The organism is Sinomicrobium kalidii (assembly GCF_021183825.1).
GTDB lineage: Bacteria > Bacteroidota > Bacteroidia > Flavobacteriales > Flavobacteriaceae > Sinomicrobium > Sinomicrobium kalidii.
The window spans coordinates 1,234,558-1,258,990 of record NZ_CP089211.1 but is presented as its reverse complement, the minus strand read 5'-3'; the positions used below and the strand labels follow the sequence as shown (position 1 = coordinate 1,258,990).

At 44.2% G+C, this 24,433-nt stretch carries 18 protein-coding genes; 8 read left to right on the top strand and 10 right to left on the bottom strand.

Annotated elements, in window-relative coordinates; translation table 11 throughout:
• Positions 1–42: 42 nt before the first annotated feature.
• Complete coding sequence (locus LS482_RS05030) at positions 43–573, top strand: inorganic diphosphatase (protein WP_233030658.1); 531 nt, start codon at positions 43–45, stop codon at positions 571–573.
• Positions 574–749: 176 nt separating this feature from the next.
• On the opposite strand, the gene LS482_RS05025 is transcribed toward LS482_RS05030, so the two are convergent.
• Together LS482_RS05025 and LS482_RS05020 are read right to left on the bottom strand one after the other, a co-directional pair.
• A complete protein-coding gene (locus tag LS482_RS05025; RefSeq protein WP_233030657.1) occupies positions 750–1,883 on the bottom strand; it encodes a PepSY-associated TM helix domain-containing protein in 1,134 nt (377 codons plus the stop codon).
• A 36-nt stretch (positions 1,884–1,919) separates the two neighbouring features.
• A complete protein-coding gene (locus tag LS482_RS05020; RefSeq protein ID WP_233030656.1) occupies positions 1,920–4,358 on the bottom strand; it encodes a TonB-dependent receptor in 2,439 nt (812 codons plus the stop codon).
• A gap of 293 nt (positions 4,359–4,651) precedes the next feature.
• Between LS482_RS05020 and LS482_RS05015 the strand changes: the two genes are divergently transcribed.
• Positions 4,652–7,018 carry a sodium-translocating pyrophosphatase gene (locus tag LS482_RS05015; protein ID WP_233030655.1) on the top strand — a complete coding sequence of 789 codons (2,367 nt, stop codon included), beginning with the start codon at positions 4,652–4,654 and terminating at the stop codon, positions 7,016–7,018.
• Between the two features lie 97 nt (positions 7,019–7,115).
• Here the strand turns inward: LS482_RS05015 and LS482_RS05010 are convergent, their stop codons facing one another.
• Positions 7,116–7,766, bottom strand: coding sequence for a sterol desaturase family protein (locus tag LS482_RS05010; RefSeq protein WP_233030654.1), 651 nt, complete (start codon positions 7,764–7,766; stop codon positions 7,116–7,118).
• 102 nt (positions 7,767–7,868) lie between these two features.
• The gene (locus LS482_RS05005) at positions 7,869–8,486 is read right to left on the bottom strand and encodes a deoxynucleoside kinase (protein ID WP_233030653.1); all 618 of its coding nucleotides are present in this window, start codon (positions 8,484–8,486) and stop codon (positions 7,869–7,871) included.
• 496 nt (positions 8,487–8,982) lie between these two features.
• On the opposite strand from LS482_RS05005, the gene LS482_RS05000 reads away from it, so the two are divergent.
• Entirely contained in the window at positions 8,983–9,861 is an 879-nt protein-coding gene (locus LS482_RS05000) for a GLPGLI family protein (RefSeq protein ID WP_233030652.1), read from the top strand.
• 45 nt (positions 9,862–9,906) lie between these two features.
• Positions 9,907–12,582, top strand: coding sequence for a TonB-dependent receptor (locus tag LS482_RS04995; protein ID WP_233030651.1), 2,676 nt, complete (start codon positions 9,907–9,909; stop codon positions 12,580–12,582).
• Between the two features lie 36 nt (positions 12,583–12,618).
• On the opposite strand, the gene LS482_RS04990 is transcribed toward LS482_RS04995, so the two are convergent.
• Together LS482_RS04990 and LS482_RS04985 are read right to left on the bottom strand one after the other, a co-directional pair.
• Entirely contained in the window at positions 12,619–13,077 is a 459-nt protein-coding gene (locus LS482_RS04990) for a DoxX family protein (protein WP_233030650.1), read from the bottom strand.
• An 88-nt stretch (positions 13,078–13,165) separates the two neighbouring features.
• Positions 13,166–13,747, bottom strand: coding sequence for a Crp/Fnr family transcriptional regulator (locus LS482_RS04985; protein WP_233030649.1), 582 nt, complete (start codon positions 13,745–13,747; stop codon positions 13,166–13,168).
• A 345-nt stretch (positions 13,748–14,092) separates the two neighbouring features.
• Here LS482_RS04985 and LS482_RS04980 point away from each other — a divergent pair, with 345 nt between their 5' ends.
• On the top strand, positions 14,093–14,467 hold the full coding sequence (locus LS482_RS04980) for a YegP family protein (RefSeq protein ID WP_233030648.1): 375 nt from the start codon (positions 14,093–14,095) through the stop codon (positions 14,465–14,467).
• A gap of 75 nt (positions 14,468–14,542) precedes the next feature.
• Here the strand turns inward: LS482_RS04980 and LS482_RS04975 are convergent, their stop codons facing one another.
• On the bottom strand, positions 14,543–15,820 hold the full coding sequence (locus LS482_RS04975) for an L-type lectin family protein (RefSeq protein WP_233030647.1): 1,278 nt from the start codon (positions 15,818–15,820) through the stop codon (positions 14,543–14,545).
• Positions 15,821–16,023: 203 nt separating this feature from the next.
• On the opposite strand from LS482_RS04975, the gene LS482_RS04970 reads away from it, so the two are divergent.
• Positions 16,024–16,668 (top strand): hypothetical protein, encoded by a 645-nt coding sequence (locus LS482_RS04970; protein WP_233030646.1) that lies wholly within the window; start codon positions 16,024–16,026, stop codon positions 16,666–16,668.
• A 143-nt stretch (positions 16,669–16,811) separates the two neighbouring features.
• Positions 16,812–18,149: an alkaline phosphatase PhoX gene (locus LS482_RS04965; RefSeq protein ID WP_233030645.1), complete on the top strand. Its 1,338-nt coding sequence runs from the start codon at positions 16,812–16,814 to the stop codon at positions 18,147–18,149.
• A 560-nt stretch (positions 18,150–18,709) separates the two neighbouring features.
• Here the strand turns inward: LS482_RS04965 and LS482_RS04960 are convergent.
• Positions 18,710–19,747, bottom strand: a complete 1,038-nt coding sequence (locus tag LS482_RS04960; RefSeq protein WP_233030644.1) for a DinB family protein — start codon at positions 19,745–19,747, stop codon at positions 18,710–18,712.
• A gap of 142 nt (positions 19,748–19,889) precedes the next feature.
• Between LS482_RS04960 and LS482_RS04955 the strand changes: the two genes are divergently transcribed.
• Entirely contained in the window at positions 19,890–20,081 is a 192-nt protein-coding gene (locus LS482_RS04955) for a hypothetical protein (RefSeq protein ID WP_233030643.1), read from the top strand.
• Positions 20,082–20,259: 178 nt separating this feature from the next.
• On the opposite strand, the gene LS482_RS04950 is transcribed toward LS482_RS04955, so the two are convergent.
• Together LS482_RS04950 and LS482_RS04945 are read right to left on the bottom strand one after the other, a co-directional pair.
• Positions 20,260–22,470 carry a hypothetical protein gene (locus LS482_RS04950; RefSeq protein ID WP_233030642.1) on the bottom strand — a complete coding sequence of 737 codons (2,211 nt, stop codon included), beginning with the start codon at positions 22,468–22,470 and terminating at the stop codon, positions 20,260–20,262.
• Positions 22,471–22,490: 20 nt separating this feature from the next.
• The gene (locus LS482_RS04945) at positions 22,491–24,326 is read right to left on the bottom strand and encodes a discoidin domain-containing protein (protein WP_233030641.1); all 1,836 of its coding nucleotides are present in this window, start codon (positions 24,324–24,326) and stop codon (positions 22,491–22,493) included.
• Positions 24,327–24,433: the final 107 nt, after the last annotated feature.

Genomic DNA, 24,433 nt, shown 5'->3' with positions numbered 1-24,433 from the left:
CCATCTTGTGTATTTTTGGACCCTCTTAACACATTGTAACATATGAGCGCAGCGAAATTAAAGTCTTTTGACGTTTTGATAGAGATCCCCAAGGGGAGCAGGAACAAATATGAATACGATTTTAAACTGAAGAAAGTCCGTTATGACCGGATGATATTTTCTTCCATGCACTATCCCGCAGATTATGGTTTTATACCGGAAACCCTGGCACTGGACGGGGATCCGTTGGATGTACTGGTGTTGGTTACCGAGTCTACTTTCCCCGGTTGTGTTATGGAAGTAAAGCCCATCGGTGTATTCCATATGGCAGATGAAAAGGGACCCGACGAAAAAATTGTGTGTGTACCCGTATCCGACCCGATATGGAACAAACTCAGCAATCTTGACGATATGAACCCGCACCAGAAAAAGGAAATCGAACACTTTTTCCAGGTGTACAAGGACCTCGAGCAGAAAAAAGTTGATGTCGGTGGTTGGGGAGATGTAGAGGAAGCCTATGAAATCATCGATGCCTGCCTGGAAAGGTTCGAATCGCTTCAGAACAGGGAAGCCGGGTTGTTCAGCATTGCGTAAATGATCTGATTAACGGATTATTGTAAAAATACAACCCAAAAGGGCGGTGAAAATTCACTGCCCTTTTGGGTTTTTACTCACTAAGCGAGATTTAAAATGCTCAGACGCTTGCGTCGAAATGCTTTTTTTCGGGTTTTCCGATTTATACCCCGTGGGCTTGCCCCGAGGTAGTTGACTTATAAAATTTCTTTATTCGCCGGTCTCTTTTCCATATCCTTTTTCTTCTTTCTTCCCCGCCATATCAGAAAACCTGTTATGGGAGAGGTGGAGGCAAAAAGGCATACGACAAATGCCAGTATTCGGGTGGGATAACCGTAAATGCTGCCTATGTGTATGGGATATACCAAACGGCGTATTTTATCGCCTGTTGAAAGGTCCTTGTACAGGGTGGTTTGCAATCGTTTTCCCGAATACCTGTCAAAATAAACCATATCCCGTACATTAGGGATGTCCGCTTCGGGATTTTCTTTCAGGACGAGTATGCTCCGGTCTTTTTGCGGAGGTACGATAAGCCGGATGTCCCCGCGGTAACGGAAAAGACTGTCTGTTTCCCGGAGCATGGATTCGTAAAAGTAATCCTGGTTGTCCGGACCCTCTTCGGAAACATTTTTTACCAGGTGAACCGGTTTGGGCTTCCCGTCCGCAAGGAAATACATGATGTTCTCATACCAGTCAAACGACCATACCAGCCCGGTGAGGGCGATCAGGAGTAGGATCAGGGAGCTATAGAACCCGAAAACGGAATGAAAATCCCAGTTCGTCCGTTTAAAGGAAGCATCCCATTTTACGTTCAGCCGCTGTTTAAAATGCTTTCGTTTTAAGGGCCACCAGAGAATAAGGCCGCTGCTGAGCAGTACCACGAAGATGATGCAGGATATGCCGGTAATGGTTTTGCCGGTTTCTCCCATTAGCAGAAAGCGGTGTAACTCCATAACGATGGTAAAAAAGCGCTTTTTGTATGGAGCGTCTTTTAATATCTTTCCGGAATATGGGTCGGCCGAGACCACAGTCCATTCCCCGTGCTCGTCGGCAAGACGGATACGGACGCTTCTTTCCGGGGCATCAAATACGAACAGGTCATGGAGCGAAGTGCCGGGATGTTTTTCTTCGGCTTTTCCGATCAGAATGTCCACCGGGACTTTTTCCGAAGACACTTCCGGCACCAGATGGAAACCCGGCCGGAAAAAACGGTCCAGTTCCTTTTCAAAGACCAGGATACTCCCCGACAGTGCTACAACAAAAACCACCAGGCCGGAGGCAAGCCCCAGCCATAGATGCAGTTTCCTGGTGATCTTCTTGAATTTTTTCACGTATATAAATAATATACTTTAGCCCTTTCCGGGTCGTTAAAACGAATAGCCTACGGTTAAGAGCCAGTTTCTCGGTGTTCCCGGGAAAAGGCGGATATAGTCATATCCTCCTACCCAATGGGTCTTGTCTGCGATATTGTTGATGTTCAGTTGCAGGGTAAACTTGTTTACCGTATAGTAAAGGGCACCGTTGAGTATTGTATATCCCGGAATGGTCTGTGCGCTGTTTTGTTGCAATACCCTTTCGGTAACAAAATTGGAACCGAAGCCTATTCCGAGGTCTTTCAGCGGCCCGTGGGTAATATTATACCTTGTCCACAGGTTCCCCTGGTGTTTGGGAGTGTTGGGTTTTTGAATTCCCGTACGGTTGCCGTCGGCGTCCTCGATAATTTCCGCTTCGATAAAGGAATAGGAGGCACTGATACTCCAGTTGGGGAATATGCGTCCGTTGAGGTCCAGTTCTATTCCCCTGGAGCGGTCTTTTCCCACCTGGGCCAGTACATCGGTGCCGGCTTGTGCATAGAGTGTATTTTTCTGTTCTATCCGGTAAACGGCCAGGGTGGCGTCCATCTTTCCGTTAAACCAGGTCGATTTACCGCCGAATTCCACCATGTTGCTCTCCAGCGGGTCAAAAGGCCCGCCCAGATTGGGGTCCATATTCGATGCGTTCTGGGGTTCGAATCCCTGTACGTAGGTCCCGTAAAGATTGATATTGTCTGTTATGGAATAGGTAACCCCCACTCTCGGCAGTAAAGCTTCCTGGTGTACACTTTCTTCGTTTTCCCGGGTATAGTTGAGTTTGTCGGTGTAATATTCATAGCGCAGTCCGAGGAGCACTTTTAATTTGTCCCAGGAAATCTGGTCCTGTACGTAAACCCCGTGGGAATTGTAAAAATTGGGACCGAACTCCCGTTCGGTGTAGATATATTTGCTTATGTCTTTTATCTGCTGTGAGTTTACCGGATTGGTCAAATCAAAGTGAGGTACATTGGGCACCGGGTTACCTGTTTCCGGGTCTAACAAATATAAATGTTTATTAGCCGGATCGTAGGTAGTAAAGATACTGTCATTGGTTGCGTTCCGGTATCCGTTGGCCTGCAACTGGGAACCACCCCGGGGCAGTTCTTCCTGAGCATAGTCATAACCGGTTACAAGGCTGTGTTCCAATATCCCTGTTCGGAATTTGGCATTGAAAAAGGTGGAAAGATTGTCTATAAACCGTTTTCGTTTTCGTTGAAATACCTGCATGGCTATTTTGTCCGGAATATCTTCACCGTTTTCATCTACGGCGTAGCGGTTGGCACCGCGGTGTTCCAGTAAATCTTCGCTATACCCGGTACGGATATAAGATGCGGAGAACGAAAGGAAGTCTGTGAACTTATGGTTCAGTGCCATGGTGATGATATAAGTTTCTTCATTGAGGTAATCATTGGCGGCACTTAAAGCCATGGAGACGGGAGTGGAGTATAAGTCGTCCTTAAAAACCGACTGTCCGCGGTCCAGACGGCTTTTGGAGGTGTTGTATATGAGGTCGAAGTTCACCCGGGTCTTGTCGGTCGGTAAAAAGGAAACCGAAGGGGCAATGACCAGGTTTTTGTCGAATTGCAGGTCGCGGAAGTTGTTGGCATCCTCATATCCTATATTAATGCGGTACAACAGCGATTTGTCTTTTGTCAACGGCCCGGTAAAATCGGCCAGTGCTCTCAGGGTGTTAAAACTCCCGGTAGAAAAACTTATGGAATGTCTTTCTTCATCCAGCGGCTTTTTGGTCACCCGGTTGATGACCCCGCCCGGGGAGGCATTCCCGAACAGTGCCGAAGCCGGCCCTTTTAAGACTTCCACCCGTTCCAGGTAATTGGCCAGGGGTTGTTTCCAGAACCCTGTGGAAGTACGCATGCCATTGAGTAATTGAGTATTGCTGCTGCCGTTTATGCGGTATCCCCGTATAATGATATCGTCATAAAAGGTATTCTGATTTACACCGCTGAAATTCTTTACGATATCGCCTACGCGCATCACACCCTGATCGGCAATGAGTTCTTTGGTGGCATAGGAGACCGCCTGGGGGAGGTCTTTCAGTGCTATTTCCGCTTTGGCGCCTATAAATGAAGTGGTGTTCTTATAGCTTTTTTCCTTACGACCAATAACTTCTACGGTTTGCAGGGCGGTAACACTTTCTTCAAGCTGAAAGTCAAGGTTCAGGCTATGTCCCTCCCGTACGGTAACCGTATGTTTTTGGGTGGTATAGCCGAGTTCTGACACAACAAGCGTGTATTTTCCGGGGGGAATGTTTCTCAACTCGAAATAACCTTCTTCATTAGCGGAGGCTCCCCTGTTGAGCTCGTTAATATAAATGTTTGAAAAAGCTGCCGGTTCATTTTCACCGTTCGTTACGCTTCCCGTAATAGTGGAAGATTGTTGTCCCCGTACAAGGAATGTCCCGAAGACAAGAAATAAGGTAATATACAATTTCATATTGAGGAGGTTAATTTGACTTTCAGGCGGCGAAGTTAATATTTTATTTAAATTCAGTATAAATAAATATAGTAAAATTTTGGATGCTTCAGGCGGTGATGCAGTGATACACATGCGGGAAGACGTTGTGCAGATCGTTTTAAAAATTGATCTGTCGCAATATATTTCTGTTTTTCCTCCTTTATCTTTAGGATGTTGTTATTATCCTTGATAATTCTTTAATATACATTTCATACATAACCGTTCATTTTTATTACATTTATGGCAATTTATTTGTAAAAACCTTTAAAAATATGGAATCCAATACGATCTTTTTGCCGATTATCATGGCAATACTCGGTCTTGCTTTTATGCTTGCAAAAGCAATGTGGGTAAAGAAGCAGGAGGCCGGAAATGAAAGAATGCAGTTCATTTCCAAAAACATTAAGGAAGGTGCCCTGGCATTTTTACAGGCCGAATACCGCCTTCTGTTTATTTTTGTAATTATTGCGGCTATTGCCCTGGGGGTGATAGCCTTTTTTGTGCCTACTACACACTGGCTTATTATCATAGCTTTTGTTTTTGGCGCATTTTTTTCTGCCCTGGCGGGGAATATCGGTATGCGCATTGCCACGGAGAGCAATGTAAGGACCACACAGGCCGCCAGGACAAGTTTGCCGAAAGCCCTGAAGGTCTCCTTTTCGGGAGGTACGGTTATGGGGCTTGGTGTGGCAGGACTGGCTGTGCTCGGGCTCAGTCTTTTTTTCCTGGTGTTTACCAAGATGTTCCTCGTTGGGGAAGGTAGCTTTTATGATGAAATGACCGTAGTCCTGGAAGCACTGGCCGGATTTTCACTTGGTGCCGAATCCATAGCCCTTTTTGCCCGTGTGGGCGGCGGGATTTATACCAAAGCCGCGGATGTGGGGGCAGATCTTGTAGGTAAGGTGGAAGCGGGGATCCCGGAAGACGACCCCCGGAACCCTGCTACCATAGCGGATAATGTCGGGGATAATGTGGGGGATGTGGCAGGTATGGGTGCCGATCTTTTCGGTTCGTATGTAGCTACGGTATTGGCTTCTATGGTATTGGGGAACTATATCGTCCGGGAAATGACCGAGGTCAATGGCGGTTTTACGGATGCTTTCGGAGGAATGGGCCCTATTCTCCTGCCTATTGTTATTGCAGGGGTAGGGATCATTGCATCCATTATCGGGACATTTTTCGTGCGAATAGGCAGCAACGATGCCCGGGAAGCCCAAGTACAAAAAGCCCTGAACACGGGAAACTGGCTGGCTATCGGACTCACTGTGATAGCCTGTTATTTTTTAATACGATGGATGCTCCCCGAGACCATACACATGAAATTTTTTGGTGAAGGCTATAAAGAAATAGCCAATATGAATGTATTCTTTGCCACTATAATAGGATTAGCGGTTGGCGGACTCATCTCTTATTTTACGGAATATTATACCGGGTTGGGTAAAAAGCCCGTACTGAATATTGTAAAAAATTCGTCAACCGGGGCTGCGACCAATATCATCGCCGGGCTTGCCACCGGTATGAAATCCACGTTTTCTTCGGTATTGTTATTTGCCGGGGCTATCTGGGGCTCTTATGCCCTTGCCGGGTTTTACGGGGTGGCCATTGCGGCTTCTGCGATGATGGCAACTACGGCGATGCAACTGGCTATAGATGCATTTGGTCCCATAGCAGATAATGCCGGCGGAGTGGCTGAAATGAGCGAGCTTCCGGAAGAGGTACGCGGACGTACCGATATACTGGATTCCGTTGGAAATACCACGGCTGCCGTAGGTAAGGGTTTTGCCATAGCATCTGCCGCGCTGACCGCCCTGGCTCTTTTTGCCGCTTATGTGACCTTTACAGGGATAGACGGTATTAATATCTTTAAGGCCGATGTTCTCGCCGCGTTGTTTATAGGAGGGATGGTCCCTGTGATTTTCTCGGCCCTGGCCATACAGAGTGTCGGTAAGGCTGCAATGGAGATGGTGAAAGAAGTCCGCCGGCAGTTCAGGGAAATTCCGGGGATCATGGAAGGTACGGGAAAACCCGATTACGGGAGATGCGTGGATATTTCTACCAAGGCCGCATTACGGGAAATGATATTACCCGGTACAATAGCCATCCTGTCCCCGGTGCTTATAGGTTTTGTTATGGGCGCGGAAGCCCTGGGAAGTTATATGGCCGGTGTTGCTGTTTCTGGTGTGGTTTGGGCCATTTTCCAGAACAATGCCGGAGGTGCGTGGGACAATGCCAAAAAATCCTTTGAGGCCGGTGTGGAGATAGACGGTGAAATGACCTATAAAGGTTCTGATGCACATAAGGCTGCGGTAACGGGAGATACTGTTGGCGATCCCTTTAAAGATACATCAGGACCGTCCATGAACATCCTTATTAAACTCACCTGTCTTGTCGGCCTGGTCATAGCACCCATTTTGGGCGGACATACCGTGGAAACCGTTTCCCTGCGGGAAGATATACGTAAAGAGGTGGATGTAAGAATGATTTCCGGTACGGGCGAAGAAACAGAAGCGGTCATTACGATTTCCGGAACCGCAGACGGGAAAACCACGAAAAGAGAAGTGCGAATGGAAGGTACCCCGGAAGAAATAAAGCAAAAAGTAAAGGAGATAAAGGAAGAGCAATCGCAAGTGTACCAGTAATTAATATACGAATGTTGTAAAAAACAAAACCTGTCTTTCGGCAGGTTTTGTTTTTTTATAGCTATAGAAATACCCGTGTATTTGTGGCCGGAGAAAACTATAATTTTTTCACTTCCGGATTCTCACCGGGGTTTCTGGGCATGGTGCCGAAAATATGGTCCCACAGGGGCGATGACACGCCGAAAGCCCTGTCCGGTTCCCGGTAATGGTGTATGGAGTGGTGATACCACAGTATTTTCAGAAAATTGCCGGGAACTTTAAAGGCATGCACCGAATAGTGCACACCCAGGTAGGCATTATATCCCATGAGAAAACCTGCCAGAAAACCAAAAGCATAATCGCCCATCACCGCCCTGTATAGTACAAAAAATACAGTGGCAATAATGAGGCTTAATACGGGAGGCATGGCCAGTCTGGATTTGTCTTTCGGATAATCGTGGTGCACCCCGTGCATGGTGTAGGCTATTTTTTTCCGCTTTTCGGTGGTGGCGGGCATGTGATAGAAATAACGGTGCATCATGTATTCCACAAAAGTAAAAAACACGAGACCGGCTATAAAGAGCAATATCATTTCCGGTACCAGAAACCCTTTTTCCACAATACCGTAATAAATGAGAACTGCTGCGATAACCGTAAATATGATTAACGGCATTGAAATATGGGTATGTGTCAGCTTTTCCAGTACGGGGTTTTTAAAAAGCTTGGGAGAACCTTTGTGTTTCGGACGTTTGTGTTTTGTCGCTTCCATAGAAATAAGATTGAGAGTTATTTGTCATGCCGGTTACTGGTATTTTGCCAAAAATCCGGGTACCTATGGTAAAGAAAAAAGAAATAAAAACCTAATAACCAACTATTCAAACAATCCGTTAAGTTCAGCGTCTATTTTTTGTATTACGTCACCGAGATCTTCCGGACTGTCTACAAAATTAAGTTTATCTACATCAATAATCAAAAATTTTCCTTTGTTATACTGGGCGGCCCATGCTTCGTAGCGTTCATTGAGGCGGCTCAGGTAATCTATGGATATGGAATTTTCGTATTCCCGCCCCCTTTTGTGGATCTGACTTACCAGGTTGGGGATGGAGCTCCTCAGATAAATAAGCAGGTCGGGAGGCTGTACCAGGTTTTCCATGAGTTCGAATAACGAACTGTAATTTTCGAAATCCCTGTTGGTCATGAGTCCCATTGCATACAAATTGGGTGCAAAGATATAGGCATCCTCATATATGGTCCTGTCCTGGATAATGGTCTTGCCGCTTTCCCTTATCTGTAAGATCTGCCGGAACCGGCTGTTGAGGAAATAGATTTGGAGGTTAAAACTCCATCGTTCCATCTGGGTATAAAAGTCATCGAGATAAGGATTGTCCACCACATCCTCGAACTGGGCTTCCCATCTGAAATGTTTGGCTAACAATCTGGTCAAAGTGGTCTTTCCGGCACCAATGTTCCCGGCTACGGCAATGTGCATAGTACTGTGATATAATTGAGTGATAAATATTTTTCTAACGTAAATATACAAGTTATCCTTGTTCGGGTAAAATATTTTTGACCCCTCCCTGTATATTCCGGTTACGGTAGCATCGGTTTTATCTCGTCTTTAAGGACATAGGGAGGAGAACCGGAAATGTTAAAAAGTGGCATTTATAACGATGGTGAACATGCCAAGTGATGCGATAATGACATTTTCCGGTAGCGGAAACTGTCAGGATGCATGCATTTCAGAATACATTATTCCGCATTACACTTTTCAGACCAAACACGCAGATTTGTCTATCAAACGCGTATCGGGCGTTGATCTGCAAAACCGCCTTTTTGGTATAGGGATGTACCGGAATTATCTATTTTATTTTTAGCAAGGGGAAGGGAAGGTTAAATTTATTTAAATAAAGTGAATAAGCGTGTTTGTAAAAACTTTTTCTGAACTCAAAGATCAAAACAGATGATATAAGCAAAAAATAATAGTAATGAAAAAAATAATCGTATTGTCAGGAATATGCTTTATGGGAATGTTAAGTCCTGTAATTGCCCAGGATTTTTATGGAAAAGCGACTTATGAAAGCAAAACCGATCTCAATGTGGATGTTGAAGGGAGAAATATCCCTGAAGCAGATAAAAAACGGATTATGGAAAGGATGCAGCAAGACCTTGAAAAAACTTTTGTCCTGGATTTTAACCGTATCGCATCCCTGTACAGAGAAGAAGAACAGCTGGAACAACCGGTTGGCGGAAGAGGTTTCAGGATGGCTGTTTTTGGTAGTTCGGGGAGTGATGGTATCTATTACAGGGATGTTAAAAGGAGATTGTATTATAACCAAGTGGAAATGCTCGGAAAAATATTCCTGATCAGGGATTCGCTTGTCCTTCCGGACTGGAAACCGGGCGAAGAAACCAGGAAAATAGGGGGGTATACCTGCTATAAGGCAACAATGGTGAAAGAGGTAAAACGGGCTGAATTTAACAGGATGGGGCGAAGGCCACCGGGAAATGAACGGAAAGAAACAGGAGATCCCGCAAATAACGAACCCTTTGAAGAAAAGACCGAAGAAATCACTGTTACGGCCTGGTATACCCCGGACATACCTGTTAACCAGGGGCCGGGAGTGTATTGGGGGCTTCCCGGACTTATCCTGGAAGTCAATGCAGACCGCACCACCATTCGCTGTACTAAAATAGTGATGGATCCGGAGGGAGAAGATCAGATCGAGGTGCCAAAACGGGGAAAGGAGATGAGTCAGTCTGAATTTGACGTCATTATAAAGGAAAAAATGGAAGAAATAGAAAAAATGCACCGTGACGGCCCGGGGAGAAGGGAAGGCAGCCGGGTAATCAGGATGAGGGGGTAACCCTCTTTTGTCTGACATTTATCACTTGTTTTTATTCATCCGGATATGAAATATTGTTTGTTTTTTGGGGTATTTATTGTCGGTTTTCTTTCCGGTAATGCACAATCTGTTACCCTTAGCGGTGTGGTAAGGGACAGCACCGGAACTCCCCTGGAAATGGTCAATGTGGTTGCCGTCAACCCGGATACCCGGAATATCGATGCTTTCGGGGTTACCGATAGCCGGGGAGCCTATAAACTCCGGTTGGGAAGCAAAAAGACTTATGCTGTTAAAGTCAGTTACCTGGGATTAAAAACAGAGGAGTTCACCATTACCCCGCAAGATGATATTTCGAGGGATATTACCCTGGAAGGTCAAACCGATCAACTGGATGAAGTGGAGGTGGTTTATGAAATGCCCGTTACCGTTAAAGGAGATACCATTATATATTCTGCCGATGTGTTCAATAAGGGAACGGAGAAAAAACTGGAAGATGTGTTAAAAAACCTTCCCGGGGTAGTGATCAATGCGGACGGGGAAATAGAGGTGGAAGGAAAGAAAGTGTCCAAGGTAAAAGTGGAAGGCAGGGATTTTTTTGAAGGCGATTCCGAACTGGCTTCAGAGAACATTCCCGCCAATGCGGTGGATAAGGTGGAAGTGCTCCGTAATTTCAACGAGGTTTCCCAGATGAGGGGATTTACCAATGATGATGACAACATCGCCCTGAACATCAGGCTCAGGGAAGGAAAGAAAAATTTCTGGTTTGGCGAGGTCACCGCCGGGGGAGGGCCTGACGGACGCTATCTGGCCCATCCGAAGTTGTTTTATTACAGCCCGAAATACAGTCTGAATTTCATCACGGATTTTAACAATATCGGGGAATTGCCGTTCACCATGCAGGATTATTTCAATTTTACCGGCGGGTTCAGGACTTTTAACCGCAGGGGCGGGACTAATTTCAATATTTCATCCAACGATCTGGGGTTGTCCCTCTTGCAGAATAACAAAGCCAGGGAAATCGATACCAGGTTCGGGGCGTTCAATTTCAGTTATTCCCCGACCGATACATGGGACCTGGGCGGTTTTGTTATTTATTCCTATTCTAAAACCGAAATGCAGACCGATGCTTCCCGTACATTTATCGAGTCCGGGGAAACGGAATTCACTACTGCCAATACCCATCAGAAAAGCAGGTTGGGGCTGGCCAAACTGAACTTTGTACACAAACCCGGTGCAAATTTACAACTGGATTACGATATTTTGCTGAAAATGTCCGGACAGGAGGAAACGGTAGACAGGGTTTCGGTATCGGATGTAACGGATAGTATTGTTGAGAACAAAGATCAGGCGCCGATCTCCCTTACGCAAAGTGCCAATTTATACTATACCCTGAACACGAGGAATATTTTTGCGGTTGAAGCCAGGCATTTGTATCAGAATGAAGACCCGTTCTATAATGCGGTACGGGATATGCAACCGTTTCAGGATGTACTGCCCCTTGACGATGGCCTGGAACGGTATAACATCAACCAGGATCGGCTGGTAAAAACCAGCAGGACGGATGCCATGATCGATTATTATTACATCATCGGGAAAAAAAGTCATATCAACTTTACCCTGGGAACATCCTATAGCCATCAGCATTTTAACTCTGCAATTTTCCAGGTACTGAATGACAATTCCAGACTCAAACTGGAAGAAGAACAGTTTCGCAATGATGTCACTTATGATTTTACGGATGTATTCCTGGGGTTTCATTACAAGCTGATATCGGGTATATTTACATTCAACCCCGGATTTACCGTGCATAATTACAACAGCAGGAATAAGCAACTGGGGATATCCGTTACCGATCATCAATTCTCGGTACTGCCGGATGTATATGTCAACCTTCAGTTCAAAAAATCGGAGAACCTGCGCTTTAATTACGGGATAACACGGGAGTTCACAGACATCAATACGCTGGCGGCAGGTTATGTTTTTAACGATTACAATGCAATTTACAGTGGCAACAGGGAACTGGAAAGTGCCCTGTATCACAATATTTCGCTGGATTATTTTAATTTCAATATGTTCAATTTCACCAACATTTTTGCAAGGCTGTCTTATAACAAGCGGATAGACGCCCTGAAAAGCAGCGGCAGTATTGAGGGGATTAACCAGGTAAATACCACGATAAACTCCAATTTTGAAGATGATGTCATTACAGCATCGGGAAGGTATGAACGCAGGTTTAACAAGTACAAAGCTTCGGTACGAACCGATCTGTCCTACTCCCGGTTCAACAATATAGTCAATGAAGCCCGGCAGATATCAACCTCCTTTACACAGGATTATCAGTTGAGCTTTGCCACCGGTTTCAGGAATATGCCGAATGTGGAAGTGGGGTATGAGTTCAATATAAACGATTATAACAATGGCGGGAATACCACTACTTATTATACGGATAAACCTTTTGTACGTGTAGATGCGGCTTTTCTGAAAGGTTTTATGTTCACGGCAGACTATATCTATAATCACTACAGGGACAAGGAAGAGACCGTGGAAAACGAATATGCATTCCTCAATGCCGACCTTTCCTATCAGAAAACGGACAGTAAGTGGGAGTACGGTATAGCGGTAACCAATGTGTTGAATACCAGTACGCTGAACCAGGACGGTTTTAATGAGTTGTATTTTAACAGTTCCCGTTACCTGGTTCAGCCTCGGTTTGTAATGTTCAAAGTGAAATATAACCTGTAAAAATGCAGCATACAGGTCTCTTTTCGGAAGGTGAGCTTAATTAGCCAGGATATTGTCTACAGCCCATTTGCCCCCGCCCAGCAATACTAAAACAATACATATACCCAATACCAGGAGGTGAAATTCAAAGCCTTCACGGCCTGCGGGAAGTTTGCCGAACCAGTTCATGAAGTACCCGTTCTTAAAGTGGACGATACTTATCATTCCGGTAAACAGGCCGAAGATCCCTACGGCGGCAATACGTGTCCCGAATCCGGTTAAAATCATAAAAGTTCCCAGGCATTCCACGGTTATTGCTGCAATGGCCACAAATGCGGGTAAACCGAGGGTCCCTTTCATAAATTCCATTTCGCCGGACAGTCCCGGACCGTTGAACCAGCCAAACAGTTTTTGTGTCGCATGAGGAAACAGGACACCTCCCAGCGTAATCCTCAGTATCAGGGGTGTCCAGTACTTTTCGGAATAAAAAACCTGATGAATGATCTCTGTGTACATAACTCTGATTTTTTAGTACAACAAAGATGGGCCGCCCGGGTGGGATATTCATGTGATATTTGTCACTAAACGAGAAACCGGAAGGAAGTCAGGTTTTTTTACGGTAGAAGCTGGTGCGTATACGGTTCAGTGTTTCGCGGGTTATGCCCAGATAGGAAGCTATGTGTTGCTGCGAAAGACGTTGTTCCATATGCCCGTAGGTATGGTGAAACTCCCTGTATTTTTCTTCTGCGGTTTTCTGCATCAACAGGATACGGTTTTGCCAGAAAGCAAAGGTTTCCTGCAGTACGATATGGAAATACCGTTCCAGGGAAGGGATTTGCAGAAATAATTTTTCCAGTTTTTCCCTGTCTACGGACAAGATTTCGGTATTTTCCAGGGCCTGAATGTTATACCGGGACGGTTTGCCGGTGAGGAAACTGTATTTATCAGTGAGCCACCAGTCTTCAAATCCAAAGTAAATGATGTTGTCATTTCCCGTTTCATCCGTTTCGTAGAACCGCAACCCTCCGGAAGTGACAAAGTTTTCATGACGACAGACTTCGCCTTCCTCCAGGAGAAACTGATTTCTTTTCAGGGTTTTTAAAACAAGCGCATCAAAAAAATGCTGTTTTTCGGCATCAGATATAATTACATAACGGTCGATGTGTTTTGACAGGAGGGAGAACATACGGATCAGAAATTTTGATTTTTAGAAAGGTTACCTGTTATGTGAATACGAAAATAGTAAAAAGAAGTGTCGTTGAGACCAGCTTGTAAGGAAAGAAGGTTGTCGGTGTGGAATAACAAAGGGCCGGAGCGGGACCCGGAAAGCATTTTCCGATCGTTGGAAATAAAAATCCGCCCTTTTTGTGTGTACTTCCTGTTTTGGATGAGCCGATATGCTGATTGGTCTGTAGCTTTGGGTATGGCCCTTTTTTCCGGATACTGAAAAAAACAATCCTGAATTCATCATATTTTATCTTAGATTTGCCGCCCTTGAAGAAGTAAAGAACCTAAAAACCGAAGATGAATTATGGGAGTGTTTGTCATCAGCAAACAAACTAACGGAGATTATAAATTTGTTTTTACATCCAGAAAGGGGAAAGCCATTTTTACGAGCATCAGCTTTAAGCGAAAATCAGATTGTGAACAGGTGATAGAAAGGGTTATAGACGATATTGAAATGTTTACATTCACAAAGAAGCACACAGCTTCGGGCAAGTATTTTTTCAGGTTGTCAAAAGGCGGATTGGTATTGGCCACAAGTCGTAAATATTCAACGGAACTTAGCCTTGGCAGGGGGGTCGACGGAATCATGAAATATGTTCTGGGGGCAGAAGTTCTTGATTTTTCAGAAAACGAATCTGTGTTTCCCGAGTCAGAGACTGCCTCAGCAGAAAAGGAATAAAGATTGAACCAGTTTTTGCAGTATTTGGAGCTTTTGTGAGCTTTCCGGTAGAAATTATCCTGATCGTTGAATAGTTCAGATATCCAGAAATACTTTTTTGCTGTTTGAGATCTTCAATTTAGATATAGCTCCGGTACCCTCGAACCGATATTTGATTCCATAGATTTGATTTGTTTTTCCTTTGAAAGATGTTTTGTAAGCCACCTTACCGTTTACAGATATGGTTAAGGTCCCATCTTTTGACATACACTTTACATTGACCCGGGAAGAAAGATCAACGCCAAAACCGGAAAGGTCGTTCCGATTGCCATAGATGGTCCTGTCCAATAGATGCAAATTCAGGTTCGCTATACATCCCTTGATGGATAAGGGAATAAGGATGACCTCGCCTTCACAGTATAGAATGATATCACTTCTCTGGCAACTTCCGTAATTTTGAAACGGTATATTCCTGAGGGAGGTTTCCATTTCAAAATCATCGACTTTAAGGTCCTTAAAATCCTCGACCCAATAGTAGTTAACTACAGTATTGTTCACGGGGACATTTGCATTATAACTCCTGATCAATTCCGGGGGAACTACCACCCCTTTTCCGGATTTGAATTCCCCGGGTTTAAAATATATGGGCTCATCATCTGTTTCCATAAGGGCCAGCCAGCCGTTTGAAGGAATTAAAACACCATGCCGCTTTATGATCTGATCGTTTACCACCAGCTTAGCGTCAAAATAACCCGGATTATAGTACACTGAAGTAACCAGGGAATCCTCTTTATTGATCATTTGTCTTTTGCTCACATCCCAGCTTTGCTGAATCTCGATCTTATCATGATCGTCAGCACCTGAAGCATCCACTTCGAATATGACAGAATTGGGTAATCCTTCGGCTATCTTTTTTGAACTAAAACCAAAGTCCTTTTTATTGCTGCCGGTTTCGGAAAAAGACAGAATGACCAGGGGTAACAGGGCAGAAATGATCATTACAGCGGTAAAAGTGGCCTTCTTCCCTTTTTTGGACCATCTTCTTATATCCCGAAGCCAATGACTTTTTCTGCGGATATGTGTTTCCCTGGAGTTGTTTGCACTAAAGGCACTCCAGTTTTCATAACCTATAAATTTTGCCAGCGTATTCAATGTCACCGTACTGGGGCTGGAATGATATGGAATTCTTCCCCATAATCGCTTCAATGTATTGTGGCTTATGCTTACCCCCGTATGTTCCCGGATTTTTTCGCTTAACTGTTCAAAGTTTTGTGACGACCAATCAGCACTGTTGCGCCAGCCCAATTTCTCTTCGATGGTTTTTAAACAGTCCGGTAAAGCCAGTGAGTCAGTTGCTGAATGGTGTTTGGTCATTTGAATTTCAATTGTGTACGGTGTTGTACGAAGTTGATACTATCGTGAATTGCAAATGCATACTTGCTTCGTTTTTCTTTGCAATGTACTCAAACCCGTGAATAATTTCCAAATAGCGATTCGTTTTTTGGGTTTGGATAGTTTTTGGTTAGTGGTTCGTCGTTATCAGAGCAAATTAGATCAATATATAAAACCAGGATATCATGAAAATGAAAAATTTAATCATCTTAACTACAGCTATTTCAGTAATTTTATGTCTAACCTCGTGTTCCGAAAAAGAAATTAACTTCGACAAGGCTCATTTAGAGCTTGTAAACAGGGAGATCATCGCAACGGATGAAAAGGAGGCAGGCACATTAGCGTTGAATGCTAAAGAGGGGGGTGGTATGGCTGTCATTAAAAATATAGACTTTGATACCGGTACGATAGCGTTAGCATTAAAAGGAGAAAATAATCCGGGCAAAAGTTTTATCGGTATTGCCTTTAACATCCGGAATGATTCAACTTATGAAGCCATTTATTTCAGGCCCTTTAATTTTAAGTCTGATAAATCGGCGAGTCGGGAACATTCAATTCAATACATCAGTCCCCCGCAGTACACATGGGAATTCTTAAGAACCAGGCACGAAGGAGTATACGAAGCAGCGTATCCGGATCCGCCATCCCCGGATGAGTGGTTTGAAATTAAGGTAAAGATTGATAGTAATAAAGTTTATGTATATGATAAAGAATCAGGTACAGAATTATTAAATGTAAACCGATTGGAAAAGCAGGTTTCAAATAAGATCGGTCTCTGGACGGGAAACAATTCGAAAGGTACATTTAAAAATATGAGGGTGCTGAAATAAAAAGCGAGCTTCCGGCCGGGAACTGAGCAAATAGTAACTGATTTGCAGAGGAGGTTGACTTTTATGATAATGGCTTTACAATTCCTTAATATTGATGAGACGTTTTTTTTGGTTATTTTGCATCGACCGATTTTTCCGTTTCTATGAAAAGAAGAACATTTATAACACAAACCGCATTAGTCTCGTTGGGGTTTATGGCATTGTCCAGATGTAATTTAAAATCCTCAAAAACATCGGGTTCGTCACCTTTAATTCCCTTAAAGACTGATCCGGAAGGGTATTTAGACCTTCCTGAAGGATTTTCCTATAAGATTATTTCCAGACAAGGTGATCAAATGACAGATGGACTCCGGGTACCCGGGCGACCGGACGGGATGGGCGCATTTGAAGGTACCGGGCAGAATGTGATCCTGATCCGAAACCATGAAAATAGTCCGTCTCCCCGATTGAATAGTGCATTTGGAGCGGAAAATGAAGGGATTGGAAAGGTGGAAAAAGGTAAACTGTATGACCCTGGGAAATTAAAGAAACCGGGACTTGGGGGAACAACTACCCTTATCTATAATGAAGGAAACCAGGTGGTGGAAAAACAATTCCTCAGTTTGGCGGGTACCTATCGTAATTGCGCAGGAGGGATTACCCCTTGGAATTCCTGGCTGACCTGCGAAGAGGATGTAAGTAACGCCGACGATGAATTTGTTGAGCGGGATCATGGCTTTGTTTTTGACGTTCCGGCAAGTTCAGATGGCCTGGTTAATCCGAAACCGATTCTGGGAATGGGAAGGTTCAATCACGAAGCAGTGGCTGTTGACCCTGAAACAGGAATCATATACCAGACTGAGGATAGACACGATAGTCTTATTTATCGGTTTGTTCCGGAAAATAGAAAGGATTTACACGCCGGAGGAAAACTTCAGGTCCTAGCTGTTGAGGGACAAAAAAGCCTGGATACACGAAACTGGGAGGAAAAAAAGGTGAAACTTCATCAGGGCATGGCTATCCGATGGATAGATATAGATAACGTCACTCCCAAAGAGGATGATCTTCGCTATCGCGGATTTGATCTCGGTGCGGCTTGTTTTGCAAGGGGAGAAGGTATGTGGTTTAGTGAAAATGAAATTTACTTTGCCTGTACCAGCGGAGGACCCAAAAGATTTGGCCAGGTATTTAAAATAGACTTAAAAACAGATACCTTGGAACTGTTTGCAGAATCCGAGGATAAAACAGTCCTGCATATGTGTGATAATCTTACTGTAACTCCCTGGGGAGATGTTATGGCCTGTGAGGACAATGGCGAAACCAATCGCCTTCATGTTATTGACCAGGAGGGGAATATCCGCCTGTTCGGTATCAACAGAAGCAGTACTTCCGAACTTACAGGAGCCGTGTTTTCTCCATCGGGAAAAACCCTGTTTGTGAATATTCAGGAAAATGGAGAAACCTTGGCCATTACGGGGCCATGGGAGAAATTCCGTGTTTAATGATACTATGCATTTAAACGGTGGATGTCATCAATGATTTGCAATACAGTGTAAAGAATGTTTAAAAAAAGGGTTTTGAGTTATACTTTTAATTTCTATACAACGCTCTATGTAACTTTGTGCCTGCTTTGTGAACCCTCTGTAGTAAAATAAGGGCCATGATATGGAAAACCACAAAGGCCACAAAGTTTTTCACCATGGTCACAAAGTTAGGGGCTTTTGAAATGCCCATCCATTTTATAGAACATGTGAATGTTTAACCATTTGTTTATAAGGTCAATTGTATATAACTCGAAAAGGGTTTTTATACTTGTAAGATGGAGGCAGGGTATTTCCATAAGACCGTTATTAAGGATAACTTACTTTTTACTTATCATTCTATAACGCACTCTTATGAGTACCCTATAAAACAAAAAAAACTAACTTTTTAATAAATAGATTGTTAAGAGTTTTATGGTAGAATTTTCAGGTCTATTATCGAATCAATTCCTCCAATGGCGGGTGGGGTGCCGTTTTAAGTTGTAAATGCTCAATGCCGAACAATTCTAACTGTATTGCTTTTATTTTTCCGGAAATTTTTCATTAGCAATGACCTCCCGGATCTGAAGGGTGTGGCGGGCTGTATGTGCGGCCAGGAGCAGAAAGTAGTGATATCCGTCCGCTTTTCCCATGGGTAAATCTCCCACGTGGCTGCGCAAAGATTCCAGCGACACCCCTGTTATGTATTCCAAAACAGGCTTGCGAACTGTTTTAAAATCTGCCCAGGAAGTCTGTACATCGGTATATTTCTCTCCGGGTTTGAGTATTTCGGCGGCCTCGACCTTATTGCTCCTGTCGGTTACGAGAGTTATTACTTCCTCATCGGTAATGGCTATCTGGCTTCGCAATTCAGGGACCTCCGGGGCTTCCATAAACTTTTTTATACTATCAAATATCACCTCTTCCGATTTTATGATATGCTCCAGACATTGTGCCACAGACCATACGCTATCGGCAGGTTTAAACCGGAACTGGGTTTCGCTGAGAACGGAAATGCTTTTTTTAAGAGCTTCGCGGGTTTGGTCGTAATAATCGGTCAAAAAGCCAATACTTCCCGGTTTTGCAGACTCTTGGGCTCTTTCCGACTTTCTTAACAGTTCTTCATTGGAGCTTCCTTCTTTAGGATTGGGCTGGCCTTTGCCCGTAGTGATCAGATTATACAGACTATTGTCAATACAATTGCTCCAGCCTTTACTACATATCTCATAACATTCGTACTTAGGTACCAAACCCTGATGCGTAAAGCGGAGTTGCGTTTGATTATCCTTCCTGGAGATTTCAAAGATCATTTTGGTTCCCGTCCATTCTGTTTCATCTTTAGTAAAATTGAAATAGTTGTTCAAAACCTCCCAAACCACCTTTTTGCGGGGAATGACTTCAGCCAGTTTTATTTTGCTGGAGTGGACATCTTTATATTGGTATACAAACACATCGTTCAGCTTGTTTGTACTCCCTTCGATGTTTTCCGACCACCATCCGCGTACATTGTTGATGGCATCGAATACTTCTTCGGGAGTTTGATCTACCGTTAGGGTAATTGTGAAATCTGATGTTTTCATAATTCGAATAGGGTTTTAGTTGTTTAAGCAATTGTATTTCACAAATTTAATGTCTGAAATATGTGCTTGTGAGGTGTAATATAGACTTTGTGCTGGGGTGATGTGGACATTTTGGGGTTTTATCTTTATCAGAATAACTTCAATGAAATATCTTATCATCTTGGTCCCTGAAGGACAGCAGTCGCATGACGATGAAATGGTAAAAGAAGTACAGGGGTATAGTGAAAATAATCTTCAAAAAAATCCATTGAACAATTATCATCCAAATTCTCTGTTAGCCGAAGGTAATTTGACAGAAAAGGAATCCACTTTTAGGAATGATCCCGAAAAATAGTAATTGATAAATGGGAAAAAACAAAAACCTGCTTTTCGAAGCGGGTGAGTTCCCAGGACTATTACCGAACCAGTTTTTTCCGGATTTGGGACTTTTATGTGAACTTTCGGACTGAAAGTATTTTAGTTTCTTAATGAGATCATACCTTCTATTTCAAAGAATTCCTTTTTGTACTCCTTTATAATTTGAATTTTACATGAATCCTTTCCGGCTCATTTTCAAAATAGAGATAGTAAGTTCTTGAATTGCCATCCCAGCTTGCCCCTATAGGGGATATCCCTGTTTCCCCGGAATCCTCCAGTATTACTCTTTCGGGCTTTGAGGGCAGGAATACACGCATACTGTTCATGGTGTTTGCCGGGCTTTTGCAGGTAAATGAGTATACTCCGTTTTCGAATTTCTCATTGGATATTCTGGCTGCCGAAGCCACTACTGTAGGTTTGTCCTTGTCGTAGGCGTCATTAAGATCGTAAAGGAAAGCCTGTTCTCCCGGAGCTACTGTTTTTTCGGTAAATACAGGTAGCATAGGGTCGAAAAGGTCAATTACCGGGCCTTTTGCAAAATACGGTTCCCTGTTCACACTTTCATCCATCACGGCAATAACCTTGTATGGCCCTCTCTGAAGTACCAGATTATTCTTGAACAACAGTTCTTCTCCATCTTTTTCAAAGGCGCGCTTTACTGTTTCCACAAAATTTTCATCCCCTCCCGCTTCCGTAACAAATTCTTTCGGGTTTTGCCTGATGACAAAAACCTCGCCTTTGCCGGCTTTATAATGACCGTCACCGGCCTGTTCCGGTATGCCCAGGTGCTTAAACAAGTTTTCGGAGGGAGCATTGAATTTATTCCGCTTGTCGTTCCACCACTCCGTCACATTTTGATAAGGGTCATCATCCCTACCGGTGTAGATCAGTGTCCCGCCGTTCTTCACCCACTTTTCCAGGTTTTTATGGACATCTTCGGAATAGGGCTTCATATTGGAATAGCTCATGACCAGAACTTTGATCTCCTGTAATGTTTCCTTATACCCGAGGTTTTCCATATGTACGGTTTGTACAGGGACCCCCCGTTTTAGCAGAGGGAGCGTTTGACCGTAGAAATTTGAGAACCTGGGATCTTCAAAACCTTCATGAGTGGGAAACCGCTGGAACATCATGGAATTACCCATCAGCACGCCAATACTGTTGATGCCGCTTATTTTGTTTCCGGATACCGGCATGTTGTTCAGGGCATTGACCATAACCTGCATTTGTGTGGAATATTTATGGGGAATAAGCACTTCCCGGTCTGTATATGCCACTTTGTAAGGCTTAGTGTAGATCCGTTCCGGCCAGGGCATCACTTCATAATTGTTTACCCGGGGATAAAGCAGTTGGGCGGTGAAAGTGGCCTGGTAGTTTTTTTTATAATCGTCCCAGTCCTTTCTCCGGTCTTCAATAGGGTCTGTTAAAAAGAAGATCTTCCGTCCCGTGGGCGAGGTCATGGAAACCATAGAACCGTATTCCAAAAAAGCATTTTCAAAGGTCCTTTCTTTTACCACGCCATTAAAATATGTAGCCTCGCGCGAAGTTCCCGTCCAGACCTGTGCAATATACCCGTCAATACCGGGCAGGGATGCCAGGCTGGCTTCCGGGCTTACGATCATCCACGATGAATAATTGACCAGCGAATGCGTAGGGATATAGACTTTGACCTCCAGTCCTTTTTTCCTGCCGTATTTCTTGGCGTATAGCGAAACTTCATCTATGGTTTTGTAATACAGGTGATATTTCAATTTATTCGACAACCAGGTATTTTCTGCCGATTCGTGTTGGGGCCTCCAGTCAAAACCGTAAAAATCCTTCCATTCTTCCTTAAACGCAGTACTGTAACCGCCCCGGGCCCAGAACTCGGGTTCTTCGAGATAGATGGAAGTTATCCCGGCATCTATGACCCGTTCAATGACCTGCTCTTTGATATAGGCTATAAAGCTCTTTTGCGGCACTATATAGGGTACGTTATGCCCGTGCCATATCGTATCGCCACTGGCTTGTACCTGGCCTTCATCAAAATGCTTCTTGCCGTCCCACTTACCAAGAAAGTAGTCCTGGTAGGCTCCCCAGGCTATTCCTGTCATAAAATGGGTGCCATACCCTTTTTCCTGCCATGATTTAACTCGGGTTTCAAAGACAGATTTATTTTCTTTATCTGACGGATTTCCATTTACCCCGTAAATGATGGCTACATCCGATCGGATGTCGATTTCCGGCATCCAGGGACTGGCGGTCTGAAAAGCGGTTTTTTCCTGTTTGCCGCCATCTTTTTCCGAAACAGGGTTTTGTGCCAAAGTTTGCCGCAGGAAACTGCCACAGCAAATGAAGATTACTATGAATATATTTTTTTTGAGCATTAGTAATTAATTTTATTCAATTATTCTCCCAATAAGCGCCATTCTGCGAGTTGCATGGCATCACTTCCGTAATTCTCCATGATGTACAACCTATAGAACTTGTAGGCCGTATTATTAGATACCGTATACGTTTTGGTCTGGTGCCTGTCACTAAAACCCTGATTTTCCCTCGTATCCAGGGTAGTCCAGTTTTCACCGTCGTCCGATCCGGCCAGTTCCCAGTTTTTCGGGTCTCTTTCGAAAGCATCGTTGGCCGACGTAATCGTATAGGAGGTCACGACCTTTGCTTCCGCAAATTCTTGCTGCATCCAGAAATTTATATCCGGAGAAAAGCCTCCGACCAGGAATTTTGTTTCCACATCGCCATCTATGGCTTTTAGTGAGCCTTCTGCCCCTTCGGGGCCATCATTATTGTCCTTGCTCACAGTAAGGGTTGCACCCTCGGTGAAATCTTCCGGTCCCGAAGGAATTATGGCTTCGACAACGAGCAATCTCCATTCGCTCAGTTGCATGGCATCACTGCCGTAATTTTCCTCAATGTTGATACGATAATATCTATAGGCTGTTTCATTTTCGAAATTGAATTCCTTAGTCTGGTTCCTGTCTTCAAAGGTATGGTTGATACGCGTATCCAGCGTAACCCAGTTTTCCATATCGTTTGAAGCCACAAGATTCCAGTTCTTGGGGTCGCGGTCCGGAGCATCGTTGCCCGAAGTAAAGGTGTATTTGTTTACAACCGTAGGTTCTGCAAATTCCTGTTGCATCCAGAAGTTTATGTCTCCCTGAAACCCGCCGACGAGAAACTTGGAATAAATATCGCCATCGACCAGTTTTAAGGAACCTTCCGCGCCTTCGGGACCCTCCCCATTATCATCACTCACGGTAAGTGTAGCACTATCGGTGAGGTCTATGGTTTCCGAAGCCGGGTCAAAAGGATAATTAAGATCGGGAAAATCGGCACGTGCCTGGAGTAGTTCCAGCGAGTCTTCTTCTGTCCAGCCAAAGGCTTCTTCTGCCATGGGCTGAAGGTCTTCCCCGGTTGCCCCGCTGAAAAAATGGACCAGTTCCCCCAGGTTCAGGTCCCGGGCGTAGGAATCTCCGTTTACCGGGTATTTTTCCGAGAGTATCCTGAAGAAGTTGTTAAAAACACGGGGGCCTTCATAATTTTCATAGAGGGGATAAAACCAATCCCTGAACCAATAGGTCCCTTCGGAGGGATACGAAACCTGGGCAGCCATGGCTTCATCGTAGATCCGTTGGGCATCGCCGGTCATTTCCAGGGCTGTGTACAGGTCATACAGGAAAATATCGGCAAACCGGTCCTGCCATACTCCTCTTGCCGGTGCTCCTTTTTTGCCGTAAACGGAGTTTTCTACGAGCTCTTCCACAACGAGCATGGTGCCATCCATATTTGCCGCATTCATTTCCCCGCCTTCCAGGGAAACGTCGACCAGGCTTTCAAAATCCAGCACATCGTCCAGAAAGGTGGCGTAATAGGGATCGGAACCGAGATCTTGGTGGATAACGGCATACAATCTGCTGTTATTATCCCCGAAAGCCCCGTAAGTATCCAGTATGTATTCCCAGGAATAGCTTATAAGGTCAAAAGGCCAGGTTATTTCCCTGTTTACCTCATCGCCGTAATAAACAGCGACATAACTATCGAAATACTGTCGGTTAAGATCGGAATCATGTCCGTTCCAGTTTTCGGTTATTCCCCTCGGGGGAGCTCCCGGCGGATCATTGTTTACAACGGAATCAGGACGACCTTCCATGTCCAGCACATCGTCATCAGCACACGAGAACAGTACCGAAAACATCCCGGTCGCAATGACCAGGTATATAATTTTTTTCATGATATTATTTTTTGTTATTCATGTCGTAAAAGACATTTACCAGAATTTATATACTTCTACATTAAAGAAATCATTGTCTTGGATAGGCCTCCCTCCTGTGGAGAAGG

Coding starts and splice junctions, on each gene's coding strand:
- LS482_RS05030 (WP_233030658.1), top strand. CDS start 43: ATGAGCGCAGCGAAATTAAAGTCTTTTGACGTTTTGATAGAGATCCCC.
- LS482_RS04960 (WP_233030644.1), bottom strand. CDS start 19,747: ATGAAAACATCAGATTTCACAATTACCCTAACGGTAGATCAAACTCCC.
- LS482_RS04985 (WP_233030649.1), bottom strand. CDS start 13,747: ATGTTCTCCCTCCTGTCAAAACACATCGACCGTTATGTAATTATATCT.
- LS482_RS05020 (WP_233030656.1), bottom strand. CDS start 4,358: ATGAAATTGTATATTACCTTATTTCTTGTCTTCGGGACATTCCTTGTA.
- LS482_RS04975 (WP_233030647.1), bottom strand. CDS start 15,820: ATGACCAAACACCATTCAGCAACTGACTCACTGGCTTTACCGGACTGT.
- LS482_RS04980 (WP_233030648.1), top strand. CDS start 14,093: ATGGGAGTGTTTGTCATCAGCAAACAAACTAACGGAGATTATAAATTT.
- LS482_RS04990 (WP_233030650.1), bottom strand. CDS start 13,077: ATGTACACAGAGATCATTCATCAGGTTTTTTATTCCGAAAAGTACTGG.
- LS482_RS04945 (WP_233030641.1), bottom strand. CDS start 24,326: ATGAAAAAAATTATATACCTGGTCATTGCGACCGGGATGTTTTCGGTA.
- LS482_RS05015 (WP_233030655.1), top strand. CDS start 4,652: ATGGAATCCAATACGATCTTTTTGCCGATTATCATGGCAATACTCGGT.
- LS482_RS04970 (WP_233030646.1), top strand. CDS start 16,024: ATGAAAATGAAAAATTTAATCATCTTAACTACAGCTATTTCAGTAATT.
- LS482_RS05000 (WP_233030652.1), top strand. CDS start 8,983: ATGAAAAAAATAATCGTATTGTCAGGAATATGCTTTATGGGAATGTTA.
- LS482_RS04995 (WP_233030651.1), top strand. CDS start 9,907: ATGAAATATTGTTTGTTTTTTGGGGTATTTATTGTCGGTTTTCTTTCC.
- LS482_RS05010 (WP_233030654.1), bottom strand. CDS start 7,766: ATGGAAGCGACAAAACACAAACGTCCGAAACACAAAGGTTCTCCCAAG.
- LS482_RS05005 (WP_233030653.1), bottom strand. CDS start 8,486: ATGCACATTGCCGTAGCCGGGAACATTGGTGCCGGAAAGACCACTTTG.
- LS482_RS04965 (WP_233030645.1), top strand. CDS start 16,812: ATGAAAAGAAGAACATTTATAACACAAACCGCATTAGTCTCGTTGGGG.
- LS482_RS04955 (WP_233030643.1), top strand. CDS start 19,890: ATGAAATATCTTATCATCTTGGTCCCTGAAGGACAGCAGTCGCATGAC.
- LS482_RS04950 (WP_233030642.1), bottom strand. CDS start 22,470: ATGCTCAAAAAAAATATATTCATAGTAATCTTCATTTGCTGTGGCAGT.